This is a genomic window from Extibacter muris (assembly GCF_004345005.1).
Classification (GTDB): Bacteria; Bacillota; Clostridia; order Lachnospirales; family Lachnospiraceae; genus Extibacter; species Extibacter muris.
Map to the genome: position 1 here is coordinate 55,067 of NZ_SMMX01000006.1, position 23,563 is coordinate 78,629.

Genomic DNA, 23,563 nt, shown 5'->3' on the forward strand with positions numbered 1-23,563 from the left:
CTTATGCCATACACCGCTTTCCCGCCTTGGCCTTCACTATCTTGAACAGCGAATAGAGCGCGTAGCAGACTAATATTCCGCTGCATATATTCTGCAGCCACCCAGGCATCACAACAATCATCTTATTGGCGTAAGAAATGGTATGCTGCGCCTGGTCATAGTTCAGAACCGGCGTAAATCCGGGCATCAGGAGCCTGTTCGTGATATACCCTACTGCATTGGATATGACAGCTACCATTCCAAAATACATGAGCATTGCCCGCTTACCTATCGTCTTGCTTATAGTAAGCAGTTCCGGAATATTCGTTCCGGCACCTGCCATCAGGAACGTAATCGCCACCCCGGGCGCCGCGCCGCTTGCAACGAGAGCCGCGATGAAGGGAATATGCCCGACCGCACATACATACATGAGCGCAGCAATCACCGTTATGCCCAGCAGAGATACCAACCCGGGATTCCCGAGATAATCCTGTATGAAAGACTGGGGAACGACGTTAAAAAGTATTCCCGCTATGAGCATCCCTGTCACCGTGTACTTGCTGATTGTCACGCTCAACTCAGTCAGCGACCAGTGCAGGCCGGATTTAATCTTCTCCCAGAACCCCGGCTCTTCAAACTCCAGCTGTATCATTGGTTCCTCTTTGCCGGTATCCTCCTCTTTTGGCATATCCATGGCAAGGGAAGGCTCCTCTTTCTTCTTTTTCAATCCAATATGCAGCTCATCCTTTGCAAAACGGTTCGCGGTAATACCGATGATCATAGGGGCCACGAATCCGGTAATCAGATATATGACCGCCACTTCTTTTCCAAGCAGGCCAAAAGCCAGCAGCAGCGCAATCGGATTGATCATCGGAGTGCTGGTCATAAAAGCAAGCGTCGGTCCCAGATATGCACCGCTGTAATACATGCTGATGCCGAGGGGAATCGTACCGCAGCTGCAGATCGGTATGAACATCCCGGATACCGTCGTCCAGAACACGCCGCTTACCCGCGAGGACCCGATTGCCGTCTTCTGCACCTTCTCCGGCTTCAGGAATTCGTGTAGAACTCCTGCAATGACAAAGCTGAATATCATCCACCCGGAAGAGCTGTTCAGCATATTCCAGGCAGAAGCCAGTATTTTCAATATAAAATGTCCAAAATCAACTAGCATGACTTAAGCGCCTCCCTGAACGCTTCACGTACCACAGGTTTTGTCAGCTTGGTGACCGCTTTCTTCTCATTGATCACGAGCATGCTTTTCGTTACCGCTCCATATTTAGGAATATAATCAAAGTCCTTTCCTGCACGGTATATCTTCACATGGACCTTCCCTTCATATTCCTCCTTTAGGACTTGAACCAAGTCCCCAAATACTTCACATCAGGCACAGGCACTGATATATTCAATACATGGTTTTTCCATATCCTCACCCTTTTCTATCGACAACATTTTCTAAACATTTCCATTATATCTGGTAAACGGTCTTTTTTGTTTCTTTATCAAAAATACCAATATTAACAAAGATTAATATTTTAATACTTAATATTTCTATTTTCTCTCATTTGATTTTGTTATGATTTCAATACCTTGATTTGACAATGGTATACATTCTGGAAGAAAGGAGGCACTTATATGGTAGAAAATAATGACCGGCAGGTGAACCGCATGAAAGCGGCAGCAAACGCCGGCGATCGGAACAGATGGCGCAGATTCGGCGGCAGCCACCGCAACATTGCGGCGCTGGTCGGGCTGGCTGTCATATGCATCATATGGTTTGCCGCTGCCCACATCGTTGACAAGCCTTTTTTGTTCCCATATCTGGAAGACGTATTAAAAGAAGTCGGATATTCGCTCACTGACATGTATGTCCTTCGCAACCTCGGCATCACGATGAGACGTGTACTGACCGGTTCCCTGTATGCATTTGGCATCGGCTTTCCTCTCGGGATGCTGATGGGTTATTCCAGACAGATACTTAGAGCGATATCGCCATTCATGAACTCGCTGCGGCAAGTACCGATCATGGCATGGGTTCCTCTGGCAATCGTATGGTTCGGCATCGGGGACGGGCCAACTATATTCCTTATCGCTTTCAGCGGCATCTTTACGATCATACTGAACACCATATCAGGGGTACAGGATATCAGCAAGGACTATTACCATGCCGCCAGATCCATGGGCGCCAATACCTTAGGCGTCATTAAGGACGTCGTCCTCCCCGGGTCGCTGCCCGGCGTACTGACAGGGCTCCGGCTCGCGATCGGGCTGGGCTGGATGTCCGTCATATGAGCGGAGTTCATAGCGACCAGTGCCGGATTCGGCTACTGTATGGTGGAAGCCCAGGCTAAGATGCAGACAGAAAAGGTGATTGCCTACATGGTGATTGCCGGACTGATCGGTTTCTTAATCGACACGCTCATGGTCCTGGCAGAAAAGTTCCTGCTGAGATGGAGGGCAACGTAAAGATGATACATGGAAGGCATGGCCACCAGATTGCCTGTCATCTTGCACAAAAATACAGGTCCTGCGACTTGATCGTAGGACCTGTATTTTTCTATATATACGAAAACGCGCTTATATGCTCTGACAATATTGCCTCAGTATCTTTATCGTGGTTGTGACCGGCACCGTCATCACTCTGTCCTTATGATACAAAAGGTACAGCTGCCGGCTTGTATCTATGTCCGGAAACTCGAACTTCAGCACTTTTCCCTGTTCTACGGATTCTTTTACCGCTAGGCTGCTGATAAAGGCAACCCCGATGCCCTGCTCCACTCCCCTCTTGACCAGCTCCGAGGACTCCGCCTGCAGCGCTACTTTCAAAGGCTTTGAATGTAAGTCCAGCGCCTGTTCGATACTCTCGGTGGCAAGTCTCGTACCACTTCCGGGCTCACGCAGCACATATGTCTCCTGCTTCAGCCTCTCCGGTGGAAAATTCCCTTTCATGTTACGGTATTCCTCCGTATTGGGAGCGGCCAGCACTATCTGGTCCTTCACCAGCGGAAGGCACATGCACTTCTCATTGGCGCTCTTTATGCTTCCGATTCCGATATCCGTTTCAAAATGCAGTATGGACTGAAGCACCTGGGCGCTGTCCCCCTCCGAGATGCGGTAATTAATGTCCGGATAGGCTTTTCGCGAGCATGACAGGAATTGAGGAAGGATATAATTGCCGGGTACCGACGAGGTCGCAATCGATACCGTGCCTTTTACCGCCATCTCCGTCTTGTGTATCTGTGAGAGCGCTTCATTTTCTGTTTCCAGCAGACGCACCGCAAAAGGGTAGAATATGACCCCGGCTTCCGACAGTATCACATCTTTCGTAGAACGTACCAGCAGCTGCACGCCCAGTTCCGATTCCAACTGCTTGATGTGAGTGCTGATAGTCGGCTGTGACAGGAAAATCTGTCTGGCAGCAAGCGAAAAACTTTTGCAGTTCACTACACTGATAAAACTTCTTATGTACTCAAGGCGCATACACTTCCTCTTTTCTCCGACCGTATTGATCCTCTGATATCATTTTAAAATGTATTCTGCCTCCCGTCTAATAGTTTGTATCAATATAGTTATAGACTATTTCGATTGTGCATTTTCAGGCTGATGCTCTATAATATTTCTTAACAAATATCAATATACGACAGAGGAGGTATATGAACATGTCTGAGCTGGTATTGCCCGAGAATTTCGAGACATATCCTGAAGCCAGGAAAAAGGCTTTTCTCACCATGAAGGAACTAAAGGAACAGGGGCGGCGCATCGTCGGCGTATTCTGTACCTATACGCCGTGGGAATTGATCCATGCCGCAGACGCGGTCGCCGTCGTCTTGTGCGGAATCGGAGATGACAATATTCCGGCGGCCGAAGTGCGTCTGCCAAAGAACCTTTGCCCGCTCATCAAGGCGAGCTACGGCGCCGCAGTGACAGATAAATGTCCGTTTTTCTATTTTTCCGACATGGTCCTGGCTGAGACTACTTGCGACGGAAAAAAGAAAATGTATGAGCTGATGGGTGAATTGAAGCACTGCCACATCATGCAGCTCCCGCCTGGCAAGACAGGACGGGGAGCACTGGATTTCTGGAAACAGGAAGTGATTGGCGTCAAGGAGGACCTGGAACAGTTTTATGGAATAGAGATTACGGAAGACAAGCTAAGAGCGTCCATCCGTCTGCGCAACCGGGAACGGAAGGCGGTTCTTGATTTCTTCGAGGTCGCGAAGCTGAAACCTTCTCCTATTACAGGATATGAAATCAGCACCGTCATATCTTCCAATGAGTTTTCACCGGACCTCGAAGACAAGATTGCATTCCTCGAGCAGCGGACTAAGGAGCTCAAAGACTTATATGAGCGCGAATTAAAAGGAAAGCCGTCCAGGCCCCGTATTTTGATCACAGGCTGTCCGACCACCGGCATCATGGACAAGATTATAAAGTGTATCGAGGAACTGGGCGCCGATGTCGTAGGGTTCGAGAACTGCTGCGGCCCACGTGAGAAGAAAGATCCGATTGATGAGGCAAAGGATCCGATTACGGCAATCTCCGAAAAATACCTTCGCGTCAACTGTTCTGTCATGAGCCCTAACCCGGGCCGGTTAGAAGCTCTTGATGTACAGATTGACGAATATCAGGTAGATGGCGTAGTGGAAGTGCTCCTTCAGGCCTGCCACACGTTCGCTATCGAATCAGACGCGGTGAAAACATTCGTCACCACGAAGAAGCATATCCCTTATATTGCGATAAATACTGACTACTCCCCTTCAGATCAGGCGCAGATAGATACGCGGCTCGGGGCCTTTATCGAACTGCTCCAGTAGCTGACGGAGAACGGAAGGCGACATTTATTTGGTTTTTAAATATTCCGTTTTCTATTTATTTGATTTCACGATATTCTTCCTCCCAACTTTATAATCAGCTGTTGTTCTGCTATCATTTAACTACTAAATATTAACAAATATTAATATTTATTACAAAGGAGGAAAGATTATGAAGAGAAAATTATTAGCCGCTCTTCTCGTTGTTACACTGCTCGTCCCGGTTATCACTGCCTGCCATGACAGCGAGACGGAGACGGTGACAAAAGATGTAGAGACAACAGGATATGATCCGAAGGAGGCCGTAAAGGATTTTGAATTCGGAGAGCTGACAGGCGAAGAGAAGAGCTATACGGTAGAAATGGGGTATTTTAACTGTGACCACATGGTTGCAGGTATTATCGGCGATAAAGCCGGCATATATGAAGCTATGGGGCTCAATGTCAATATTACCAAATCCGCCGAGACGCTCAAGGCACTGACGAGCGGCGCCATGGATGTCGGCTATACCGGCATTGAAGGTGCCATACTTGCCGTAAACAAAGGTGCTCCGTTCTGCATGGCGGCTGCTAACCATATGGGAGGTTCCCGTTATCTTGTCGTTAGCAATGACATTGAAGAGCCGCAGGACCTTGTCGGCAAGACAATAGGTTCCATGACCGCTACGCCCGATATCGATCCTGAATTTCTGACATGGTCACAAAAGCTCGGCATACCCGCAGACGCATCCAGCTACAATATCGTGGACATGGGACAGCAGGATGCCTGCTTTGCGCTCAAGGCCGGACAGATTGATGCTTTTACCTGCTGCGATCCTTATGCCTCGATGGCTGAATTTGAGGGGTTCGGTAAGATTATGGGAATCGGCTGGGGCGCTGCTGATGTAGATGCCGAATCATCCGCAGATACATGGGGGCTCTGCTGTATCTACGCAATGTCCAATGACTTCAAGGAAAACCACCCGGAGCTGGCAAGACGCCTTGTATATGCACACCAGCTTTCAATCGAATACATGTATGAACATCCGTATAATGCCGCTATGATGTTCGCAGACGGGTTTGACGTGGATCCTTATGTGGCGCTCCGCACGATCTACATGAAGACGGTAGCCGAGGGACGCACCATCACCTGGCACTTTACAGAGCAGAACATTCAGAATTATGAACATTATTTTACCCAATATCCCCAGATACCAGATGAAGAGATACCACATGTCAATGACGTAAGCAAATTTATGCAGACCGAAATATCTGAAGACGCCGGAGTTGAAGATTTCGAAAAATTCATCGAAGAAAAAATCGATCCTGTCATGCCGATAGGAATGACCTTCGAAGACTGGTACGGCAAGGCAAAAGAAATCGATAATATATCAGACAAAGAAGCCGTAGACATATCCGATACGGCAACCTCTTATCTGAATAAAGATCTGAAAGACCGGATCACTTATGAATAAATGGGGGTTTTAAGTAAAGTGGGCTGCGGGAGGAGAGCCGGATGGCATCTGCTCCGATGCGACCGAGGCTTCGACTAGTCCACGGCCTCCTAACTTTGCGGCAGAGTCGCTGATAGCAGCTCCTCTCCCACAAACCAAGGATTCCGGGACGGATTCCTTGGCCCGTGGGATGAGAGCCGCAATCGGCGAACATTCCACAGGCTTAGGAATCTGTGTGATAGTCGCAGTTCCCGGACGCATCGGAGCATCTGCCCCATACCTCCCCCTCGGCGTCTGGTTTACTAAACCCCCAATTCATTCCGAACCCAGGGGAAGTCCATCATAAATACGGTTCCTTTCCCTTCCTCGCTTTTGACCCGGATAGATCCTCCGTGTTCTTCTGTCAGTCGCTTTACCACCGTCAGCCCGATTCCATTTCCTCCCTCTTCACATTTTGTGGTGAAAAATGGTTCAAAGATATGCTGGCGTACAGCTACCGGAATCCCGCCTCCGTCATCTTCTACCACGAGCCTAGCCATTCTCTCATCTTCGGTGCTCAGTCCGAACTGGATTCCTATCGTCCCCCTCCTTTCACCTATTGCATGTATCGCATTGGCAGCCAGATTCAGTATGATCTGGTTTAACGCGCCAACCTGTCCTCTTACGTAATACTTTGTCCGGCAGACCGCCGTGCGCAGTGTGATATTATCAGGAACAAGACGTTCCACCATACAGACACTGTTTTCCACCGCGAATGTTGCATTGTAGACAGACAGCACTTTCTCCGCCCTGCCTTGTCTGCTGTAATCCAGCAGCTGTCGTGCCAGATCCTCACAGCGCTTTGCCGTAGCCGAAAGTTCTGCCGTCTCATCCGGCATCTCCCTCTGTACCGTCTCATTCTCGATCAGCAGCTCGCTGTATAGCACGACCGGAGTCATGAGATTGTTAAACTCATGTGCTATTGCCCCTGTAAGGACAGCCATGGTCTTTGAATGGTTATATTTCTGCATCAGATTCTCCTGGTTTCTCAGCGCTTCATTCGCCTCATTCAGTTCCTTTTCATGTTGAAGCTCCATCTTAAGCTTCTCCTCTTTTCTACGCTGCTGCACAAGCCGGCTGATGAATAGGCTGATCCACAACAATAGCACCAGCCCAAGCACGGCAAGATAAAGTGCAATCCTGTCAATCGGCTCTACGATGCCGTCATAGCTTTCAACCACGCACAGTCTGAACGGCTCGCCCTCAAATTCTGCTGTATCATATGCTATCAGTCTGCGCGTACGTTCGGGTGTTCCGCCCCGGACTTGATAGGACCATACCATCTCACAGTCTGTCTCTTTGTATTCAGAGACGGAAAGCTCTTCTTCTTTTCCACCATCCCCTGACATGACTGTTATCCCATTCCTGTCCTTCACTACACAATATCCTCCATTGCCCAGTTTTAGATTAGACAATGCCTGTTCCTCTTCATAGACTTCATCCAGGTTCAGCTCAACCTGCACATACCCCGCAAGGCTTTTCCCGATATAGACAGCTTTGGTCAGATAGAGGGCATAATAGCCTTCATCCAGATGTCTGACCGGTCCTGCAATAACCTCCCCAGGCTGTACGGCCGCTTCATCGCATGCCTCTTTCTCCCACTTCTTCAGGCTCCCTGCATCTGCCTGCGGTATATATCTGCTCTTTTCACCCGTCTTCAGCATATTCTGTTCTATGGCTTCTACGTTATCCATATCACCTGACAGGGCGGCATAGACGAGATTACTTTTGGCGCGGAAACCGGCCTCAAGGCTTCTGGCACTTACCCTTGCAATACTTATCATGTTCTCCTTTTCATTATTGACAATCGTCTCCTTGACCGTACGGTAGCATATGAAAGCTATCACCAGAATCAGCAATGCCCCCACCGCTGTGATGGAAGTCTGTACCCGTCTGCTTTTCATGCTTGTTTTCATTCTTTTCTTCATCTTCTATTCTCCGGCAGTTGACTTTAAAAAACAGGGCAGATATAATCTACCTATGGTTATTATAACAGAAGGACAGGTGGCAGCAACATGCAGGATATATCGGTACTTATCATTGATGACGAACCCGCTGTACTAAGAGCAGTCGGCGCTGTATTAAAACGGGAGCATATGGATGTCTCTTGCGCTGGAAGCGGTACGCTTGCGCTGGAAATGTTAGAAGCACGCACGTATGATATCATTCTCCTGGATGTCATGATGCCAGAGCAGGATGGTTTTGCCTTGCTTGAGACACTTCGCCGGCGAAAGATATATACCCCGGTAATCATGCTGAGCGGCAGGGCAGAAGATGCCGCACAGGTAGAAGGCTTGAAGCTCGGAGCCGACGATTATATAACCAAGCCGTTCAGCAAATCTGTGCTCGTATCCAAGATACAGGCTATCATGCGCCGCACAAGCCAATATGCCGCAGCTCCTGACAGTATTCAGGCCCCGGTCCAAAAAGGGCCGTTTACCCTGCATATGAATTCACAGACCATATGGAAAGACGGCAGGGAGATTGCACTTACCTCCAAAGAATTTGCACTTTTCTGCCTTTTTATGGATCATCCCGGATATACGTTTACCAAACAAGAGCTGTTCCGCAAAGTATGGAAAAGCGATGCGGCTGACGACAGCACGATTCTCGTATATATCAAGAAACTCCGCGGCAAGATTGAAGACTGCCCTTCTGCTCCGGTACACATACGCACCGTGTGGGGGAAGGGATACCAGTTTTTCCTGTAGACAGGCATAGCGGACGCCATAACATCATGCGCGTCCGCTTTTGATACTGCTTTAGCAGCAGTCTTCCATTCCCTCCCCGAACAAGTCGACCATCTCTTCATCTATTATCCGGTAGATGGCATAGCCGACCGCCCCGTTCTTCTCCCCGGTTACGATAATCTCGATCTCCCCTTCTTTATCAATGTTCTTGAATTGAATCTTCTGATTCTCTATCGGCCCTGGAATCGGTGCCGTAAATGTATAATCGACGCCATCCCCGCTGTCTATGACCGTTACCGTCCTTGTCAGCCCCTCCTCTTTGTAGATAACGACCAGATCCTTATTGCCGTCATCTGTCACGTCTTCCTCACATGCAAGTATCACTTCCGCTTTTGGGAATTGATCTTCAAACGCTTTCAATATCTTGTTTCCGCTTTCCACCTGGCTGGCATACTCCACATCCCTCTGCGGCTTCTGCTGCTTTTCCTGTGCGGCCTGATGCCTGTCCCGCTGGCCTTCCAGTTCGTTATGTATGACAAAAGCCATAATCAATATGACTGCCACGATGATACATCTGCCTGCCGTACTTCCCGCAATCTTCTTCAACATGTCCATATTATATCCCTCTTCCGTCTTCTTACAATTGATTACAATTTTATATTACAGCATCTCTGCTGTCCTGGCAATTAGCAGATGAACTGTCAAAAACCATTGAGTGCCGCTCCTTATTATATTATATTGATACTGCTGTCCACCTATGGCAGCAGCAAAGGAGTTATCGAACCATGAGTATTTTAACTGTAGATCATCTATCCCATGGCTTTGGCGACCGTGCCATCTTCCATGATGTCTCCTTCCGTATGCAGAAGGGCGAGCACATCGGTCTAGTAGGCGCGAACGGGGAAGGTAAATCAACGTTTTTTAATATCGTAACCGGCAGGCTGATACCGGATTCCGGCAGAGTAGAATGGACCAAAGACATCCACATCGGCTATCTGGACCAGCATACCGTTCTGGAAAAAGGGATGACCATACGTGATGCCTTAAAATATCTGCTTTCTCCCATCTCTTTGATCTGGAGGCAAGGATGAACGACATCTGCACCGCGCTTGGCTCGGCGGACGAAGACAGCATGAACCTCATGATGGAAGAACTGGGTACGATTCAGGATACGCTGACCCTGCACGATTTTTATATGATAGATGCCAAGGCAGAAGAAGTGGCACGTGCGCTCGGACTTATGGACATCGGGCTGGATAAGTATGTCACCGACTTAAGCGGAGGACAGAGGACACGGGTCCTGCTCGGCAAGCTGCTCCTTCAGAAGCCGGATATCCTGCCGCTCGACGAGCCTACCAACCATCTCGATGCAGACGCGAAGGACGCTCTAAAGTCTGCTTTAGAGGAATACAGGGGGACCAGAATCGTATAGGCCGTCCATTCCTGTCCCTGTAATCCTCTCGCTCCGGTCTATCCTTCCGTAATCCCTTTGGGCATGGTCCCGATCCGGGCGCCTCTGCCATACTTTCGCGCCGCATAGATGAAGGCCTCCACGTTGGACTTTGGCGTCCCTATCGGGAGCTGGCATCCCGTATTCAGGATGAATCCGGCAGGGCTGTCCGCACATTTCAGCAGACATTCCCTGCATGACGCGATTACATCGTCAATGGTTCCTTCCTTCATCACGTCCACGGGAGGGACGTTGCCTGCAATCCGCATCCGGCTGCCAACAGCATGCTTGGCCGCTTCCAGATCTTCACAGTTGTCGATGCTGAAGGAAAACAGTCCCGCATCTGCAAGATCCCCCCATATGGGGCTTGTCTTGCCGCAGATATGAGCCCCGGGCCTGGATCCCATGATCTGCTCCGTGCCGTCGATCAGTTTCTTGATATATGGCAGTGAATATTCGTCAAACTGCTTCTTGCTGATGACATCCATGCAGGTGACAGGGTCTGAAAAGCTGGTCCCTACGGGGCCAAATTCCCGGTGGAATGCTTCAAACCATCTCAGGGAACATTCCACCGTCAGATCCAGCAGCTTATGCAGCATTTCCGGATTCTTCCGGGTATCTTTCAGCACCATTTCCACCGGACGGACCGCAATCGCCGTAGACATGGGGCCTGCCACGCTCGTCGTCATGCTCACGTCCGGGAACCGGTCTTTCAGCCGTTTCGCACTTTCAAGGATGGGGGACAGCACCGGGTTCTTATACGGGTCTGTCACCTCCAGCCTGTCAAAATCCGCATAATCCTTCAGCACATGTTCTTCTACATAATCAATCCCGTGTTCCGGCGCCCGTAGCTTGGACCCGAGGGCGCCTCCTATCGTTTTGAGTCCCAGGCCTACGTTGAAGCTGTCAAGGCCGAACTCTTCCTTTCTTCTGCGGATGACTTCGCTCTTTACTTCAAAGTCTCTGGCAAATTGAGCCGTCGTGAAACCAAATATATCCGCCATCGCCGGATCTGGCGCCTGCAGCGTATAGGGAGTATAATCTACCTCCTCCCCTGCATTATATGCCTTCATCCGTTCGGCGGCCGTCATCTCCCCCTTCTGGGCGCCCATCAGCCGCTTTAGCTCTTCATACTCCATCTTTCCACTCCTTCCTCCGTCTTGTCACGGATGCCGCAGCATTATCTCTGTCACGGATATTCGGGAAATATCATGCTCTCCGTAAATATCCGTTCATAGTTCTCAGCCTCCGCCAGCTCCAGATATTCCATCTTCCGGGCCAGTTCTTCCACTTCCTGCCTTGCCCTTTCTGACATCAGCGTCATATAGGCTCCAGTCTTAGAAGCGTTACCCACATATATCAGCTTATCTTCCACTTCTATCGGCAGGATTCCGGTTCCTGTCAATGAATCTGCCGGCAGATGGGCACCGAACTGGCCCGCTATCATCACTTTGTCAAGGTCATGCATAGAGATTCCGGCTTTGGCAAGCAGAGCCGTAAATCCGGACAGTATGGCCCCTTTGGCGAGCTGCACCTGCCGGACATCCCCCTGCGTGACGAGCAGCCTCGGCTCTTCATGCAGGATAAACTCCCGTTTGGATCCGTTCATCTGAATCATCGGATACCGGTAGTCCGTTTCCGAAAGCTTATCTTTCTTGATAAATACCCCGGTCTTTTTGACAATCCCGGTGCGCAGAAGCTCCTTCACTACCGCCAGGATTCCGCTGCCACAGATTCCCGCCGGCTCTTTGTTATCTATCGTTGAAAGCTTCACTCCCTGTTCCGTGATCACGGCGTCCTCTACCGCACCTTCAGCGGCACGCATCCCGGAACTGATATTCATCCCCTCCAATGCCGGGCCCGCGGCACAGGAACAGCACAGCAGTCTTCCGCCGCTTGCAAGCACAATCTCGCCATTCGTCCCGATATCGATGAACAGCACATTCCCTTTTTCCTCCTGAAGGCGGCACACGTACGCACCCGCCACGATATCCGCACCGATATATCCGGACACCTGTGGAAGACAGTAGAGCCTCGTACCCTCTCCGGCCTCTAGCCCGATCTCCTTGGCCGCCAGTTCACGGGCCTCTTTGAATACCGGCTCATAGGGCGCCCTTCCAATCGGCCGGGCATCCACGCCAAGAAGCATATGCATCATCGTGCAGTTGGCAGCCACATGGATTGCACAGATTCCCTCCTTGTCCACAGCCGCCTCCCGGCACACCTCTTCTATCATGGCGTTGATGGAGCGGACGATTGCATCCTTCAGCTCCTCTGCTCCCTGGTCCGGATTATCATACTCATAAGTAATCCTCGTCAGCACATCCTGTCCGTAACGCTTCTGGGCATTGAGCATAGATGCATCCGCCAGCTCCTTTCCTGTACGGAGCTCGACCAGGGTCGTTACGACTGTGGTCGTACCGATGTCTATGACAATGCCGTATCCGTCCTCAAAAGAATCCATCTCGAACTCCGGCACATATCCATTGGTCAGCACCTTGTGTTTTCGGTCCTTGTTAAGAAGTTCCACTTTCACATCGCCCTGGACATCCGCCATACAGGCCAGCCGGATTCCGGCCTCCTGCTCCATGGGGCTTAACCGGCTGCTTTCCGTGCCGGTTGGCTCTGACAATGTTCCGCTTGATACCTTAATCTTGCATTTTCCGCATACTCCCGTTCCGTTACACGGATTATCTATGAATATGCCGGATTCCAGCAGCACGTTCAGCAGATTCTCCCCCGTCCTGCAGGAAATCTTCTCCCCGCTTTCCCTTATCGTCACCGACGCCATCTTACGCATCCTCCTTCAGGCACTTAAGTATTGCCTGTACATTCGCCAGGGGTGATTTCATTCCGAGCCCGCAGGCAGGGGATATGATATCCGAACCGCTTTTTACGCAGCCTCTGGCCAGTGTCTTTACCTTTTCCGGCTCCCCGAATTCCAGCGCATATGTGCTGACGTTCCCCATCAGTACCCTGTCTTTCAGGTTCGCCTTCGCTTCTTTCATCGGAACGACCGAATCAAAGCTGAGCACGCTGCTTCGTACCTCCTGCACTTCCTTATATACAGGGCTCATCTGTCCGCAGATATGTACGATAGTCCCCATCTTCTCCAACTGGAGCCCGTCAAGCAGGCGGTTCAGATATGTCACGGCAAATTCTTTAAAATATCCGGGACCTAATATCTCGCCTGTCCCGCTTGGATCTGATATGGCTATTACGTCTGCACCGGCTTCAATCTGGGCTCTGCCAAACGTGATCAGCTGGCTTGTGATAAATTCCATGTATGCGTGGGCCTGTTCATTCTTCTTCCGCAGTTCCTTATAGAATATCACCGGTTCCATCACGGAACTGGCTGTACTTATCGGCCCGGTCAGATTCCCGATGACAGGAACACTGTCTGCATTCTCTTTTAGTATCCTGATTGCGTCCAGAACGACTTTTGCCCGGCCTCTGCCCGTATCCATACGAGGAAGTTTCTTGAACTCTTCCACGGATTCTATGGCATATCCGCTCACATGTGGCTCATACACCAGGGAACCCATCTCCACCCTGGCCCCCAGCTCTTCTGCCTCAATGGTCATGCAGAAGGGGACTCCATAATTTTCAAAGCATCCTGATTCGTATACGGCCCGGGCCAGCCCTGCCATCTTCTCTGCATCGGTATGGGCTTCCGGCATATAGATGCCCGCTGCATCCATCAGTTCCGCCGTGACCATGTTCATCATGCCCCCCGGACATATGCACGGTGGCCTGTCCACCGACTTCCCTTTCATAACATTATGCAGCCTTTCCTTTGGTGTCAGCATGTACCTCTCCTTCTCTCCTAAGCAATATTCAGGAGGCGTTTTGCAAGCTTCACTGCCTCCACCGCATTCTGCGAATATCCGTCCGCCCCAATCTTGTCCGCATATTTCTGCGAGATAGGACCGCCGCCTATCATCACCTTCACCTTCTTGCGCATCACCTCTTCTTCCAGCATCCGGATAACCTCCTCCATGCCGCCCATGGTTGTCGTCATCAGGGTGGACATACAGATAAAGTCGGCCCCTTCCTCTTTGGCCGTCTCGATAAACTGCGTAAGAGGCACATCCCTTCCAAGATCGACCATATCGAAGCCGGCTGTCTCCAGCATGATTTTTACGAGATTCTTGCCAATATCATGGGTATCGCCTTCCACGACTCCGATGACGCCCTTTTTCTTTCCTTCCCCGCTTTCCTCCGGAAGAAACGGGCGCAGGATATCCAGCCCGATGTACATGGCATCCGAACAGAGAAGCACGTCCGTGACAAAATATTCCTCTTCTTCGTACAGCAGGCTGGCACGGTTCATTCCATCCACCAGCCCTTCCATGATACCGTCAAATGCAGGATATCCGGCCTCCAGATATTCTCTGGCCGCCTCCTCCACATCATCTTCTTCCATATCAACTACGCCGTCCGACAACCTTTTCAACAATTCTTCCTTTTCACTCATCTGTCCTCTCCTTTACATTAGCTTCACCGTCTTTATGACTGCATTCTCCAGCTTATAGTGTATGTTTTTGATACACATCTGCCCTACAAATCCGGTTTTTCCGACCATCTCGATACAGGCCTCGCCATAATCTGACGGTCCGGACAATCGTGCATCCAAGAGCTCTGCCTTCTTTGTCCCGAGAAGAGCAAATGTAGTCTTTGGACATAGAAGTACGAGCGTCTCGCCTTCCATCCTCTCCTCGACTCTTTTCAGAAATCCATAGGTAAAGTCTTCCACTACCTGCTCTGCCATCTTAGGGCCAAGGATACTAAGCCCTCCGGAAGAATCTGCATAGCTGATCATATCCACTCCATATTTCCTGGCTTCTTCCATAAAACGCAGAATCTCATCTCCCAGCTTCCAGAATACGTCTTTCATCAGATCTGGCTTTTTGCGCATAGCCTTGAATACATATTTCGCATCGATCAGTACATTCAGAATCGTAAATGGCCCGGATACCTGGAGTACAACATGTTCGCCTTCCCTTCTAAGCGCCTGGCAGGCAAGGAGCACTTCATGAATCCTTCCTTTCCGGAAGTCCATCTCCGGCAGGTCCAGCAGCTCTTCCGGAGCCGTACAGACATATTCTTTGGCCCTGGGGCCCGTCTTTTCATTCCCATAATTGATGACGCCGCCCATCGCTTCGGCCTCAACCGTATGGCAGAAGGGCAGCTCGCAGAAGGATGCCCCGTCGTGCATCTTCAGCGCCTTGGACAGGGCCGCCATCGTCTCCCAGTGCATATATGCGTCGGGAAACTTTAAGTTAAGCTTACGCGTCACCTCTTCATTGATGCCAGCGGAATTGTCGTATGTACAGTGAAAATCTTTTATCTCTCCCATCACTTCCTCCTTATCCAAACAGCACTTTCTCCGCGTCTTTGGCTGCTTTTACCACCGCCTTCACGTTTTCATCCGGTGTCAGCGGAGACACGTCGCAGTCGCCGCTCAGTATGAACCGTCCATCCTTTGCCCCATCCATACATTCCTGGAAAGCAAAGTCATATACCTCTTTTTCGCTCCCTTCCATGAGGATGGAACAGCAGGGGATATTGCCCATCAGAGCTACCCTGTCTCCATATTCTTCCTTCACCTTCTTCGTCTGCGTATCAGATATATGCCATGCATCCCCGGATTCCTACAATACGAGGTCAAACCGGTCGTCATATAAGCCGCACGTATGTATGACGATTGACGCCCCGCAGCCTTTGATACGCCTGTTTGCCCGTATGTTGCTCTGCGAGATGCATTTCTCATAGGATGTTCTGGATATGCAGTAGCCGCCGAAGTTGGGCATCGGAAACCACAGGAAATCCAGGCCCGCATCCACGAGCACTTTACACGATTCCACCACGGCATCCTCTACGTAATCGCAGAGGGCGAGAAAAAGTTCCGGATTCTTTATCATGGCCTTAAACGCAGGTGCCTGCCTCGTTCCTACCATACATTCCGTCAGTTTCTCCGGACTCATCATCACCTCAGGCATCGTATAGCCATACCGCATGACCGGAAGGGAAAATGCATTCATTATAATCGGTATCCTGTCTGCCCCTTTCCCTTCCAGTATCGCCTTTACCGCTTCTCTTTTTTCCATCATGGCTGCTCCCCCCTTATGCATCAACCAGGCTTTTTGCATATTCTACCGCTTCTATGGCGCTGCCGGTGTAGCCGTCCGCGCCTATCTTCTCTGCAAATGCAGGGGATACCGGGGCACCTCCTACCATTATCTTAACTTTGCCGCGCAGTCCGGCTTCTTTCAGCTTATCAATGACTATCCCCATTCCCGGCATCGTCGTCGTCATGAGGGAGGAGAGGCACAGTATGTCTACTTCATTTTCTTTTACATAGTCGACAAATTTGTCGAGAGGTACGTCACGTCCGAGGTCACAGACATCAAATCCGCCGGTCTCCATCATAATCTTCACAAGATTTTTCCCGATATCGTGGGTGTCCCCTTCCACGACTCCGATGGCCACCTTTCCGATACTCGTATGCTCAGAATCCGGCAGATATTTCTGGAATTCTTCGATTCCTGCATACATGGCGTCAGAGCATACGATGAGCTCCGGAACGAAATACTCGCCCTCTTCGTACAGTCCGCTTGCCCGTTTCATCCCATCGACAAGGCCTCTTAGCATCCCTTCCTCAGGATCATAGCCGCACGCGATATACTCCTTTACTACATCCACCACTTCCTCATCTTCCATGTCAAACACACAGTCTGACAGCTTTTTCAGCAATGCTTCTTTTGTCTCCATCTTACGCTCCTTTTGGTTATCTTTTTATAGTGTCCCAAACAGCAGCTCCAGCGCCGGCTCGTTCAACCTGCATCCGATTACCACGGCCTCGCTCCCGTTGCCGGCAGCCCCCGTATCCTCTCTATAAGCCGAGGCAGAAGGAGTGTAGTCAAAGTGCATCACAGCCCCCTCTTTTGTCTCTATCCTGCCCTTTGCCCTTAGCACGTATCCATATTCCTCTTTCTTCAGTGCTTCCAGAAGCAGGGCAAGCTCCTTTTCCGTCATTTCCTTCAGGCCGGAAAAGGAAAGGCTGGAAAACACCTTGTCGGCGGGAACCGCCGGCACAGGCTTAACCGCGTTCTCCTTCTCGTCATAGTCACCGGCAGCATCCAGCAGCGCTAAGAGCGCGGCTTTATCCAACTGCCGCCAGTCGCCGGTATAGAGGACCGCTCCCGGATTCCGTTCCTTCAAACTGGCGATGGCCCTGTTCTTCACTGCCTCATCAAGTTCCTCTATATTGCTTAAAAGCAGCAGACCCGCCCGTTCGATCTGGTCCAGATAGAATGCTCCAAACCCTTCCATATATTCTTCACAGGATACGATATCCACGATGGTAATCAGCTTCGTAACTTGCAGGCTAACCTTCTCTTTTTCCCTTGCCATCTTACAGGCTTTCACGATATCAGACAGCCTTCCTAATCCCGACGGCTCTATGAGGATGCGGTCAGGATTGTAGGTCCTGGCTATCTCCCTGATTCCTTCCTGGAAGTCCAGTGCAAGGCTGCAGCAGATACACCCCGCATAAATCTCCCTTACCGGAATGTCTCCCTGAATCAGCCTGCCGTCAATCCCGATATCCCCAAATTCATTCTCTATCACCACCGTCTTTCCAGACAGCAGCGGCAGGTATTGGTTCAGAAAGGTTGTCTTTCCGGCTCCCAGAAAACCCGCGACAATCTGTATCTCCATCTCGTTCCTCCTGTTTCGCATATTAGAATATAGAACCCGTGCATAGGAGGCCGAAGGAATATCCTATGCAAAAAAACGGCAGAGAAAGGACAGCACAGCCTCTGTCCTTTCCCCACCGAAAAGAAATCTATATATATAGCAGGTCTCCTGACTCGACTTCTTCCTAGGGTTCCGCCTTCCCCGATTCCCGGGTGGCTTCCGGAACCGTTGTCCGTCACACAGTAGAGAGGGCTGTCCTGGATTCACACCAGATTCCCTTTTCAATGCCGCAGCATCACTATATACGTTACTGCCTATATGATAACACAGATAATTTTCACGTCCTAATTGATATTCCTAATGTCTTTATAGAGGCTTTCTATGAATCCAGACAGGAAACTCCCTTACTTTATTTCCCGAAGTATATGGATGAGTTCTTCCGCCCATGTTATGTTGTCAGCCAATGCGTCGTATTGGATTCTGGAAGATCTTCCGGCTGTCAGCTCATCCAGCTTTTCATTGACCGCCGGATGAAAATGTATCCCCTCCCTCTTACGGCCTTTTCCGTATTCGTATGCCTGTCTCAACAGCCCCCTGTCAGGAATCCTGTATTTTGACCGGATTCCTCTCAGGAAAAGCCTTCTCCCTGCCGGAACCTCTCCGGCCCACCGGCCGGAAAGGCTGACCGGCTCTCCGGCAAATATATAGCCGTCGCATACATCCGACTCATATCCGAGGATTGTGATTCCTGCCGCCTTCATCGCCCGGACGGTCCGGCCAAGATCAAACATATCCTTAGGCGCGGCTGCCAGCAGGGAGACCGGACTCTCCGCCAGTGCCTGAAGGTCATGACATTCCTCCGGCTCCTGCCCTTCCATAAGGCCGCCCATCCCGCACGTCACTGCCAGGGGCAGCCCAAGCGCCTCACACGCCCGCATTGTCCCTGAAGCAGTGAGGGCCCCTGACCATCCATCTGTCATACAGCTGTCATAATTGTAATAGTTTATTCTTCCATAATCGCTGGCTTTTCTTCTGAATGCGCAGAATTTTTCGATTCCCCCTGTTATCAGCCTGCCTTTTTCCATCCATGCAATCGCGGCATCGTCGTGGGGCCATGTCCGCATCAGCTTTTCATCGCTGATACTTTTCAGTCCGTGGGCCAGAAGCGCAGATTCCACCAGATGCCCTACCATAACGATTCGATCCCTTCTGCCTGACCGGTAAGATTCATATCGTTCTCCCGCTCTATGAGTTCAAGATATCCTTCCGTAATGCTGTCCGCACCATTGTATGCTCCTGCAATAGCGCCTGTGATACATGCCACGGCACTCGTCTCATCCCCGATATTTACCGCGTCATAGATGCTTTCCATCGTATCTCCACCGTCTGCAATGAGGATTCCAAGCGCCATCGGGACGGTCTCTGAAACGGCAGGCCCGCTCCCGATCCGCTGCGCAAGTTCCGCCACTGCTTCTTCTTTGCTTTTGCAGCAGACGGCAATCTCGGCCGCCATTTCAATCCGCTTTGTGACAGACGGCCCCGGATACGTCCAGATATCTTCCCGTGCCCTTGCCAGTTCCTCGCCTCGTATGCTTCCATAACGTGCAGCCTGTATTATCTGATATACCGATGTTGAATCATGTATTGCCTCACTGACTGCTGCCGCGACCGCACACGCTCCGGATATGCTGTAAGGATCGTCATGGGAAGACATTGTTATCTCTACCGTGTCTGCAATCGCCTTCTCGATATCACCGTTACTGATCAGCCCTTCCGGATATGCCTTGCTCGCCGCTCCATTAGAAGATAACGCATAATAATGGCCCTTATACAGTTTATTACCGAGATGTCCTGCATAAGCCCATGCGCTCATGTTTCCATCCTTTTTCAGGCGGTTTACAGCATTTCTCGTCGTCATGCCTGCAAAAGGCTCGAAATACTCCGTCCGCCCCCATTCCAGCAATGCCCGCTCTCCCAGTTCCCTGGTGGCTTTTCCGCCTTCCTTAATCAGATGTGCTGTCAGGATATATGGAATGCTGAACGCATCCGTCACCTGTCCCGCCCTTCTTCCTCTGGCCGGCGTATCCGCGGGAGGTTCTTTGAATTCCCTTACTTTTCCGCCGAATGTCTGCTCTATCTGCCTTACAGATTTTGTCTCCGTGGCTGCTCCCATGGCATCTCCCACGGCAGCTCCAAGCAGACAGCCCAGTACCTTTCTATTCATCTGCGTCTCCTCCTTTGTGCTTGCGGAGCCTGTCCTGCGCAATCTCAGTGAGATCTCTTGCCAGCTTCTCGATATCCAGATGGTTGGCCTCCTGAAGTGTCGGAAGGAAATGGACCGGATATGCACCCGCGCCTCTTAACGTGCCCGCTATGGCTCCCGACATCGTGGCGATAGTATCTGTGTCATACCCCACGTTAACGGCTCCTACTACGGAGCCGAGCGCATCCCCTCCGTTCGCTGCAAAGAGCCCGAATGCAGACGGAATCGCTTCTGAAACATGCAGCCCCGCGCCGATGCGGTGCCCTATCTCAACCATCTTCTCTCTGGGCGTGCCCCTTCCCAGGCCAATGTCGATTGCCATCTCCATCCGCTTGGCGACGGACGGACCTGCCACATCCCTTGCCACTTCCCTGCCGATGCGTTCCCCTTCCCTGGCTCCGTATAGTCCGGCATGAAGCACATGATAGACGTCAGCGTCCGGCATGACGGCACGGCTTACCGCCGCGGCAACCGCGCAGGCCCCTGAAAGGGCCAGATAGTTGTCATGCGTTACCATGGTCACCGTCACGGCATCTTTGACAGCCTGTCCGATATTACCGGCATTGAGAAGCCCGATGGGCGATATCTTCATGGCCGCGCCATTGGTGGCCTGTCTTGTGACCAGCTCCACCCCGCCTGACCGTTCAATCTGCTCCCCCTTGTATCTCCGTATTGCAAGCCTCGTCGTCGGCCCTGCGAACCGGTCAAAGAACACCGCGTGCTCCGACCAGTCGATCAACGCCTCCTGCACGATTTCCTTCGTCACTTCCCCGTGATTATCCGCGATATGCCTTGCCACAAAATACGCAGAGCTGAAATCATCCGTCAGCTGTCCAGGTACGTTCCCCGCTCCGAACGTATCCATCGGGGGCTTCTCAAAGTCCGTCACTTCATGTCCGAAGTATTCGATAATCTGCTCCGTCGTCCTGGCTTCCGTTGCCGCTCCCATGGCATCGCCCGCGGCTGCTCCAACCAGACCCCCAAGTATCCTGTCATACATCGTATTGTCCCCTCCTTATCCTCTCGTGTCACGTCGGCGTCCTGCCGTTTTCACAGGAAAGGGGACATGCCCTGTGGACATCTCCCCCGACCTGCTTCACTTTTTATCGTATATGGGCCAGAGATTAATGCCAGTCCGTCATCTGACCTACATTTCCGGCATCCACGACTGCCATCGGCGTGCTGTCTCCAACTTTAGATACATCCTGTCCCTCTAACGCTTTTAGCATGATTATGACTGCCTCACGCCCCATCAGGTACGGTGACATGGCTACAGAAGCGTCGTATGTGCCTTCCTCGATCGCCGCCTTTGCCTCCTCTGTGAAATCAACACCTACAACCGTCACATCCTCTTTGACACCTTTCTCTTCCAGAGCACGCACAACTCCAAGAGCCATATCGTCATTGCCGCATGCGATGCCGGCGAGATCCGGATTCGCTTCAATGATAGCCGCTGCCGCGTCATATGCTTTCTGCGCGTCAAAGTCGCACTGCTCTACAGCCACGACATCCATCCCGGCATCCTCAAAGGTATCCTTTGCCCCATCCCTGCGGGCATCCGACTGCGTGGCGCCTTCATTTCCTGCAATTACTGCGACCTGGCCTTTGCTCTCCATCTTATCGATGATATACTGTGCGCCCATGACCCCCTGGTTATAGAAATCCACGGTGATTTTCGCATCTATCTTGCCGCCGGCCTCTTTGAGTGTATCCTCATTTACTTCATTTCCTGTAGTGATGATCTTGACGTCATTCTGATTGGCCGTGACAATGCCGGATATGAGACAGTCCTCCGTAAGCGGAGATACTGCAATCGCTTCATAATCTTTTACGAGCATGTTGTTCAGGATATCAAGCTGTCCTGTCGTATCCGTATCAGAATCCGTAGCCTGCACATCAATCGTCACCCCATACTCTTTGGCAGTGTCTTCATATCCCTCCTGCATCGTGACCCAGAAGGAATTTGTAAGGGTGCTCTCGATTGCCGCCAGCTTTTTGCCTGTATCCTTCGCCGGAAGCGGTGCAAGGTCTTCATTCACCTGTGCAAGCGCTTTGCCAAATACCGTATCCGCAGATACTTCCTCGGTCTCTTCCTTCTCTTCTGTCTTCGCGGTATCTTTGCCGTCGTCTTTTGCCCCGCCTGAACTACATCCTGCCGCCATCGACGCCACCATAGCTATGCACAAGAGCATACTGACCACTTTTCTTTTCATAATAATTTCCTCCTTCAGTTCGTTAAGATTGATTTATCGTTAAAGTTCTTTACATTGAGAATCTTTAAACTCCATAACAGCTGCTACATCCGCCCGGCTTCTTGGCCCTTCCTGCAGACACTTGATTGCCGCAGACGCATTGGCAAATGCCAGAGCAGCCTCTTTGTCCTGCCCTTCCTGAAAATAGGCATATAGAAGTCCCCCGAGAAAACAGTCGCCGGCCCCGGTCGTATCCACCGGGTCTATGTCATATGCGGGCACTTCATATTCCCTGCCGTCATACCAAATGGCTCCTTCACCGCCTGCCGTGCAGATAACGCCGTCTCTGACCCGGTACTTTTTCCAGACTGCGCGCATGGCTTTCCGATAGTCTGTCTCACCTGTAAGCTCGTAATATCCGTCTCTGCCGCTCACGAATACGGTGCACAGCCGCATCATCTCCTCTATCTCTTCCATAGTGGTTCCACATTTTTCCATAAATGACGGAACGCACTGCATATTGTAGAGAACCGGCTTGCCCTGTTCCACAGCCTTCCTGGCAATCCAGAGGGCCGCCTTAGGAGAGAACATGTCATTGTAGAATATATCCATAGCATCCATAATATCGTCCGGCAGCTCTTCCGGCACGAGCGTGCAGACCGTATCCCCGGTATTGGCAAAGATGCAGTGTCTTCCTCCGGGGGCAGTCATAATATATGTATGAAGCGTCGTCCCGTCCTTTTTGACTACTACATGCCGCCCGTCTGCACCGTCCGCCGCCAGCGTCCTCAGGAATTCCCTGCCGACATTATCATCACCGATTTTACCAGTCTGGAATGCCTTCAGGCCGAAGTGTGCCGCGGAGACTGATACATTAGATGCGCTCCCGCCGGGGAGCATCCTTTCCTGGCTGATTAATGCAAACCCATCGTCTTTTGGAAGCTCATGGCTGTTAATTACGATATCCATGGCAACTGCCCCAAGAGATAATAATTTTTTCCCCATA

21 protein-coding genes, 3 pseudogenes and 1 riboswitch are annotated in these 23,563 nt (G+C 50.9%); of the genes and pseudogenes, 5 read left to right on the forward strand and 19 right to left on the reverse strand.

Features of this window, described 5'->3' with window-relative positions; genetic code table 11:
* Nucleotide 1 precedes the first annotated feature (1 nt).
* A complete protein-coding gene (saoE, locus tag E1963_RS08630; protein WP_132277164.1) occupies nt 2-1,153 on the reverse strand; it encodes an efflux transporter SaoE in 1,152 nt (383 codons plus the stop codon).
* Nucleotides 1,147-1,350 (reverse strand): annotated as a pseudogene (gene saoT, locus E1963_RS21260) (thioredoxin-like (seleno)protein SaoT); the annotation flags it as partial. The gene saoE and the pseudogene saoT, both read right to left, overlap by 7 nt.
* Nucleotides 1,351-1,614: 264 nt before the next feature.
* On the opposite strand from saoT, the gene saoP reads away from it, so the two are divergent.
* Nucleotides 1,615-2,445 carry an ABC transporter permease subunit SaoP gene (gene saoP / locus E1963_RS08640; RefSeq protein ID WP_239591046.1) on the forward strand — a complete coding sequence of 277 codons (831 nt, stop codon included), beginning with the start codon at nt 1,615-1,617 and terminating at the stop codon, nt 2,443-2,445.
* A gap of 111 nt (nt 2,446-2,556) precedes the next feature.
* Here the strand turns inward: saoP and E1963_RS08650 are convergent, their stop codons facing one another.
* The gene (locus E1963_RS08650; RefSeq protein ID WP_132277170.1) at nt 2,557-3,459 is read right to left on the reverse strand and encodes a selenium metabolism-associated LysR family transcriptional regulator; all 903 of its coding nucleotides are present in this window, start codon (nt 3,457-3,459) and stop codon (nt 2,557-2,559) included.
* Nucleotides 3,460-3,638: 179 nt separating this feature from the next.
* Here E1963_RS08650 and E1963_RS08655 point away from each other — a divergent pair, with 179 nt between their 5' ends.
* Nucleotides 3,639-4,793 (forward strand): double-cubane-cluster-containing anaerobic reductase, encoded by a 1,155-nt coding sequence (locus E1963_RS08655; RefSeq protein ID WP_132277172.1) that lies wholly within the window; start codon nt 3,639-3,641, stop codon nt 4,791-4,793.
* A gap of 169 nt (nt 4,794-4,962) precedes the next feature.
* Nucleotides 4,963-6,243, forward strand: coding sequence for an ABC transporter substrate-binding subunit SaoX (gene saoX, locus E1963_RS08660; RefSeq protein ID WP_132277174.1), 1,281 nt, complete (start codon nt 4,963-4,965; stop codon nt 6,241-6,243).
* 9 nt (nt 6,244-6,252) lie between these two features.
* Here the strand turns inward: saoX and E1963_RS08665 are convergent, their stop codons facing one another.
* Together E1963_RS08665 and E1963_RS08670 are read right to left on the reverse strand one after the other, a co-directional pair.
* Nucleotides 6,253-6,483 carry a hypothetical protein gene (locus E1963_RS08665; protein WP_132277176.1) on the reverse strand — a complete coding sequence of 77 codons (231 nt, stop codon included), beginning with the start codon at nt 6,481-6,483 and terminating at the stop codon, nt 6,253-6,255.
* A 41-nt stretch (nt 6,484-6,524) separates the two neighbouring features.
* Nucleotides 6,525-8,189, reverse strand: coding sequence for a sensor histidine kinase (locus E1963_RS08670; RefSeq protein WP_243117648.1), 1,665 nt, complete (start codon nt 8,187-8,189; stop codon nt 6,525-6,527).
* A gap of 87 nt (nt 8,190-8,276) precedes the next feature.
* Here E1963_RS08670 and E1963_RS08675 point away from each other — a divergent pair, with 87 nt between their 5' ends.
* A complete protein-coding gene (locus E1963_RS08675) occupies nt 8,277-8,972 on the forward strand; it encodes a response regulator transcription factor (RefSeq protein ID WP_132277178.1) in 696 nt (231 codons plus the stop codon).
* Between the two features lie 51 nt (nt 8,973-9,023).
* Here E1963_RS08675 and saoC read toward each other — a convergent pair whose 3' ends face one another.
* The gene (saoC, locus tag E1963_RS08680) at nt 9,024-9,566 is read right to left on the reverse strand and encodes a Cys-Cys-COOH (seleno)protein SaoC (RefSeq protein ID WP_167482152.1); all 543 of its coding nucleotides are present in this window, start codon (nt 9,564-9,566) and stop codon (nt 9,024-9,026) included.
* Between the two features lie 170 nt (nt 9,567-9,736).
* On the opposite strand from saoC, the pseudogene E1963_RS22635 reads away from it, so the two are divergent.
* Nucleotides 9,737-10,380, forward strand: a pseudogene (locus tag E1963_RS22635) (ATP-binding cassette domain-containing protein); the annotation flags it as partial.
* A 41-nt stretch (nt 10,381-10,421) separates the two neighbouring features.
* Here the strand turns inward: E1963_RS22635 and E1963_RS08695 are convergent.
* From E1963_RS08695 to E1963_RS08755, 13 genes and pseudogenes are all read right to left on the reverse strand, one after another.
* Nucleotides 10,422-11,540: a uroporphyrinogen decarboxylase family protein gene (locus tag E1963_RS08695; RefSeq protein WP_132277184.1), complete on the reverse strand. Its 1,119-nt coding sequence runs from the start codon at nt 11,538-11,540 to the stop codon at nt 10,422-10,424.
* A 50-nt stretch (nt 11,541-11,590) separates the two neighbouring features.
* Complete coding sequence (locus E1963_RS08700; protein WP_330570760.1) at nt 11,591-13,201, reverse strand: ASKHA domain-containing protein; 1,611 nt, start codon at nt 13,199-13,201, stop codon at nt 11,591-11,593.
* On the reverse strand, nt 13,194-14,210 hold the full coding sequence (locus E1963_RS08705) for a methylcobamide:CoM methyltransferase MtbA (RefSeq protein ID WP_132277188.1): 1,017 nt from the start codon (nt 14,208-14,210) through the stop codon (nt 13,194-13,196). Before E1963_RS08705 ends, E1963_RS08700 begins: the two co-directional genes overlap by 8 nt.
* A gap of 17 nt (nt 14,211-14,227) precedes the next feature.
* Nucleotides 14,228-14,878 (reverse strand): corrinoid protein, encoded by a 651-nt coding sequence (locus tag E1963_RS08710; protein ID WP_132277190.1) that lies wholly within the window; start codon nt 14,876-14,878, stop codon nt 14,228-14,230.
* A gap of 12 nt (nt 14,879-14,890) precedes the next feature.
* A complete protein-coding gene (locus tag E1963_RS08715) occupies nt 14,891-15,760 on the reverse strand; it encodes a uroporphyrinogen decarboxylase family protein (protein ID WP_132277192.1) in 870 nt (289 codons plus the stop codon).
* A gap of 10 nt (nt 15,761-15,770) precedes the next feature.
* Nucleotides 15,771-16,553 (reverse strand): annotated as a pseudogene (locus tag E1963_RS08720) (uroporphyrinogen decarboxylase family protein).
* Nucleotides 16,528-17,175 (reverse strand): corrinoid protein, encoded by a 648-nt coding sequence (locus tag E1963_RS08725; protein ID WP_132277194.1) that lies wholly within the window; start codon nt 17,173-17,175, stop codon nt 16,528-16,530. Before E1963_RS08725 ends, E1963_RS08720 begins: the two are co-directional and overlap by 26 nt.
* A gap of 24 nt (nt 17,176-17,199) precedes the next feature.
* Nucleotides 17,200-18,123, reverse strand: coding sequence for a GTP-binding protein (locus E1963_RS08730; RefSeq protein ID WP_132277196.1), 924 nt, complete (start codon nt 18,121-18,123; stop codon nt 17,200-17,202).
* A gap of 120 nt (nt 18,124-18,243) precedes the next feature.
* Nucleotides 18,244-18,420, reverse strand: a riboswitch (cobalamin riboswitch).
* Between the two features lie 86 nt (nt 18,421-18,506).
* On the reverse strand, nt 18,507-19,295 hold the full coding sequence (locus tag E1963_RS08735; protein ID WP_132277198.1) for a pseudouridine-5'-phosphate glycosidase: 789 nt from the start codon (nt 19,293-19,295) through the stop codon (nt 18,507-18,509).
* Entirely contained in the window at nt 19,289-20,326 is a 1,038-nt protein-coding gene (locus E1963_RS08740; protein ID WP_132277200.1) for an ADP-ribosylglycohydrolase family protein, read from the reverse strand. Before E1963_RS08740 ends, E1963_RS08735 begins: the two co-directional genes overlap by 7 nt.
* Nucleotides 20,319-21,365, reverse strand: a complete 1,047-nt coding sequence (locus E1963_RS08745) for an ADP-ribosylglycohydrolase family protein (RefSeq protein WP_132277202.1) — start codon at nt 21,363-21,365, stop codon at nt 20,319-20,321. The genes E1963_RS08740 and E1963_RS08745 overlap by 8 nt, the downstream gene beginning before the upstream one ends.
* A 124-nt stretch (nt 21,366-21,489) precedes the next feature.
* Nucleotides 21,490-22,578 carry a sugar ABC transporter substrate-binding protein gene (locus tag E1963_RS08750; protein WP_132277204.1) on the reverse strand — a complete coding sequence of 363 codons (1,089 nt, stop codon included), beginning with the start codon at nt 22,576-22,578 and terminating at the stop codon, nt 21,490-21,492.
* Between the two features lie 39 nt (nt 22,579-22,617).
* Entirely contained in the window at nt 22,618-23,562 is a 945-nt protein-coding gene (locus E1963_RS08755; protein ID WP_132277206.1) for a carbohydrate kinase family protein, read from the reverse strand.
* Between the last annotated feature and the right edge of the window lies 1 nt (nt 23,563).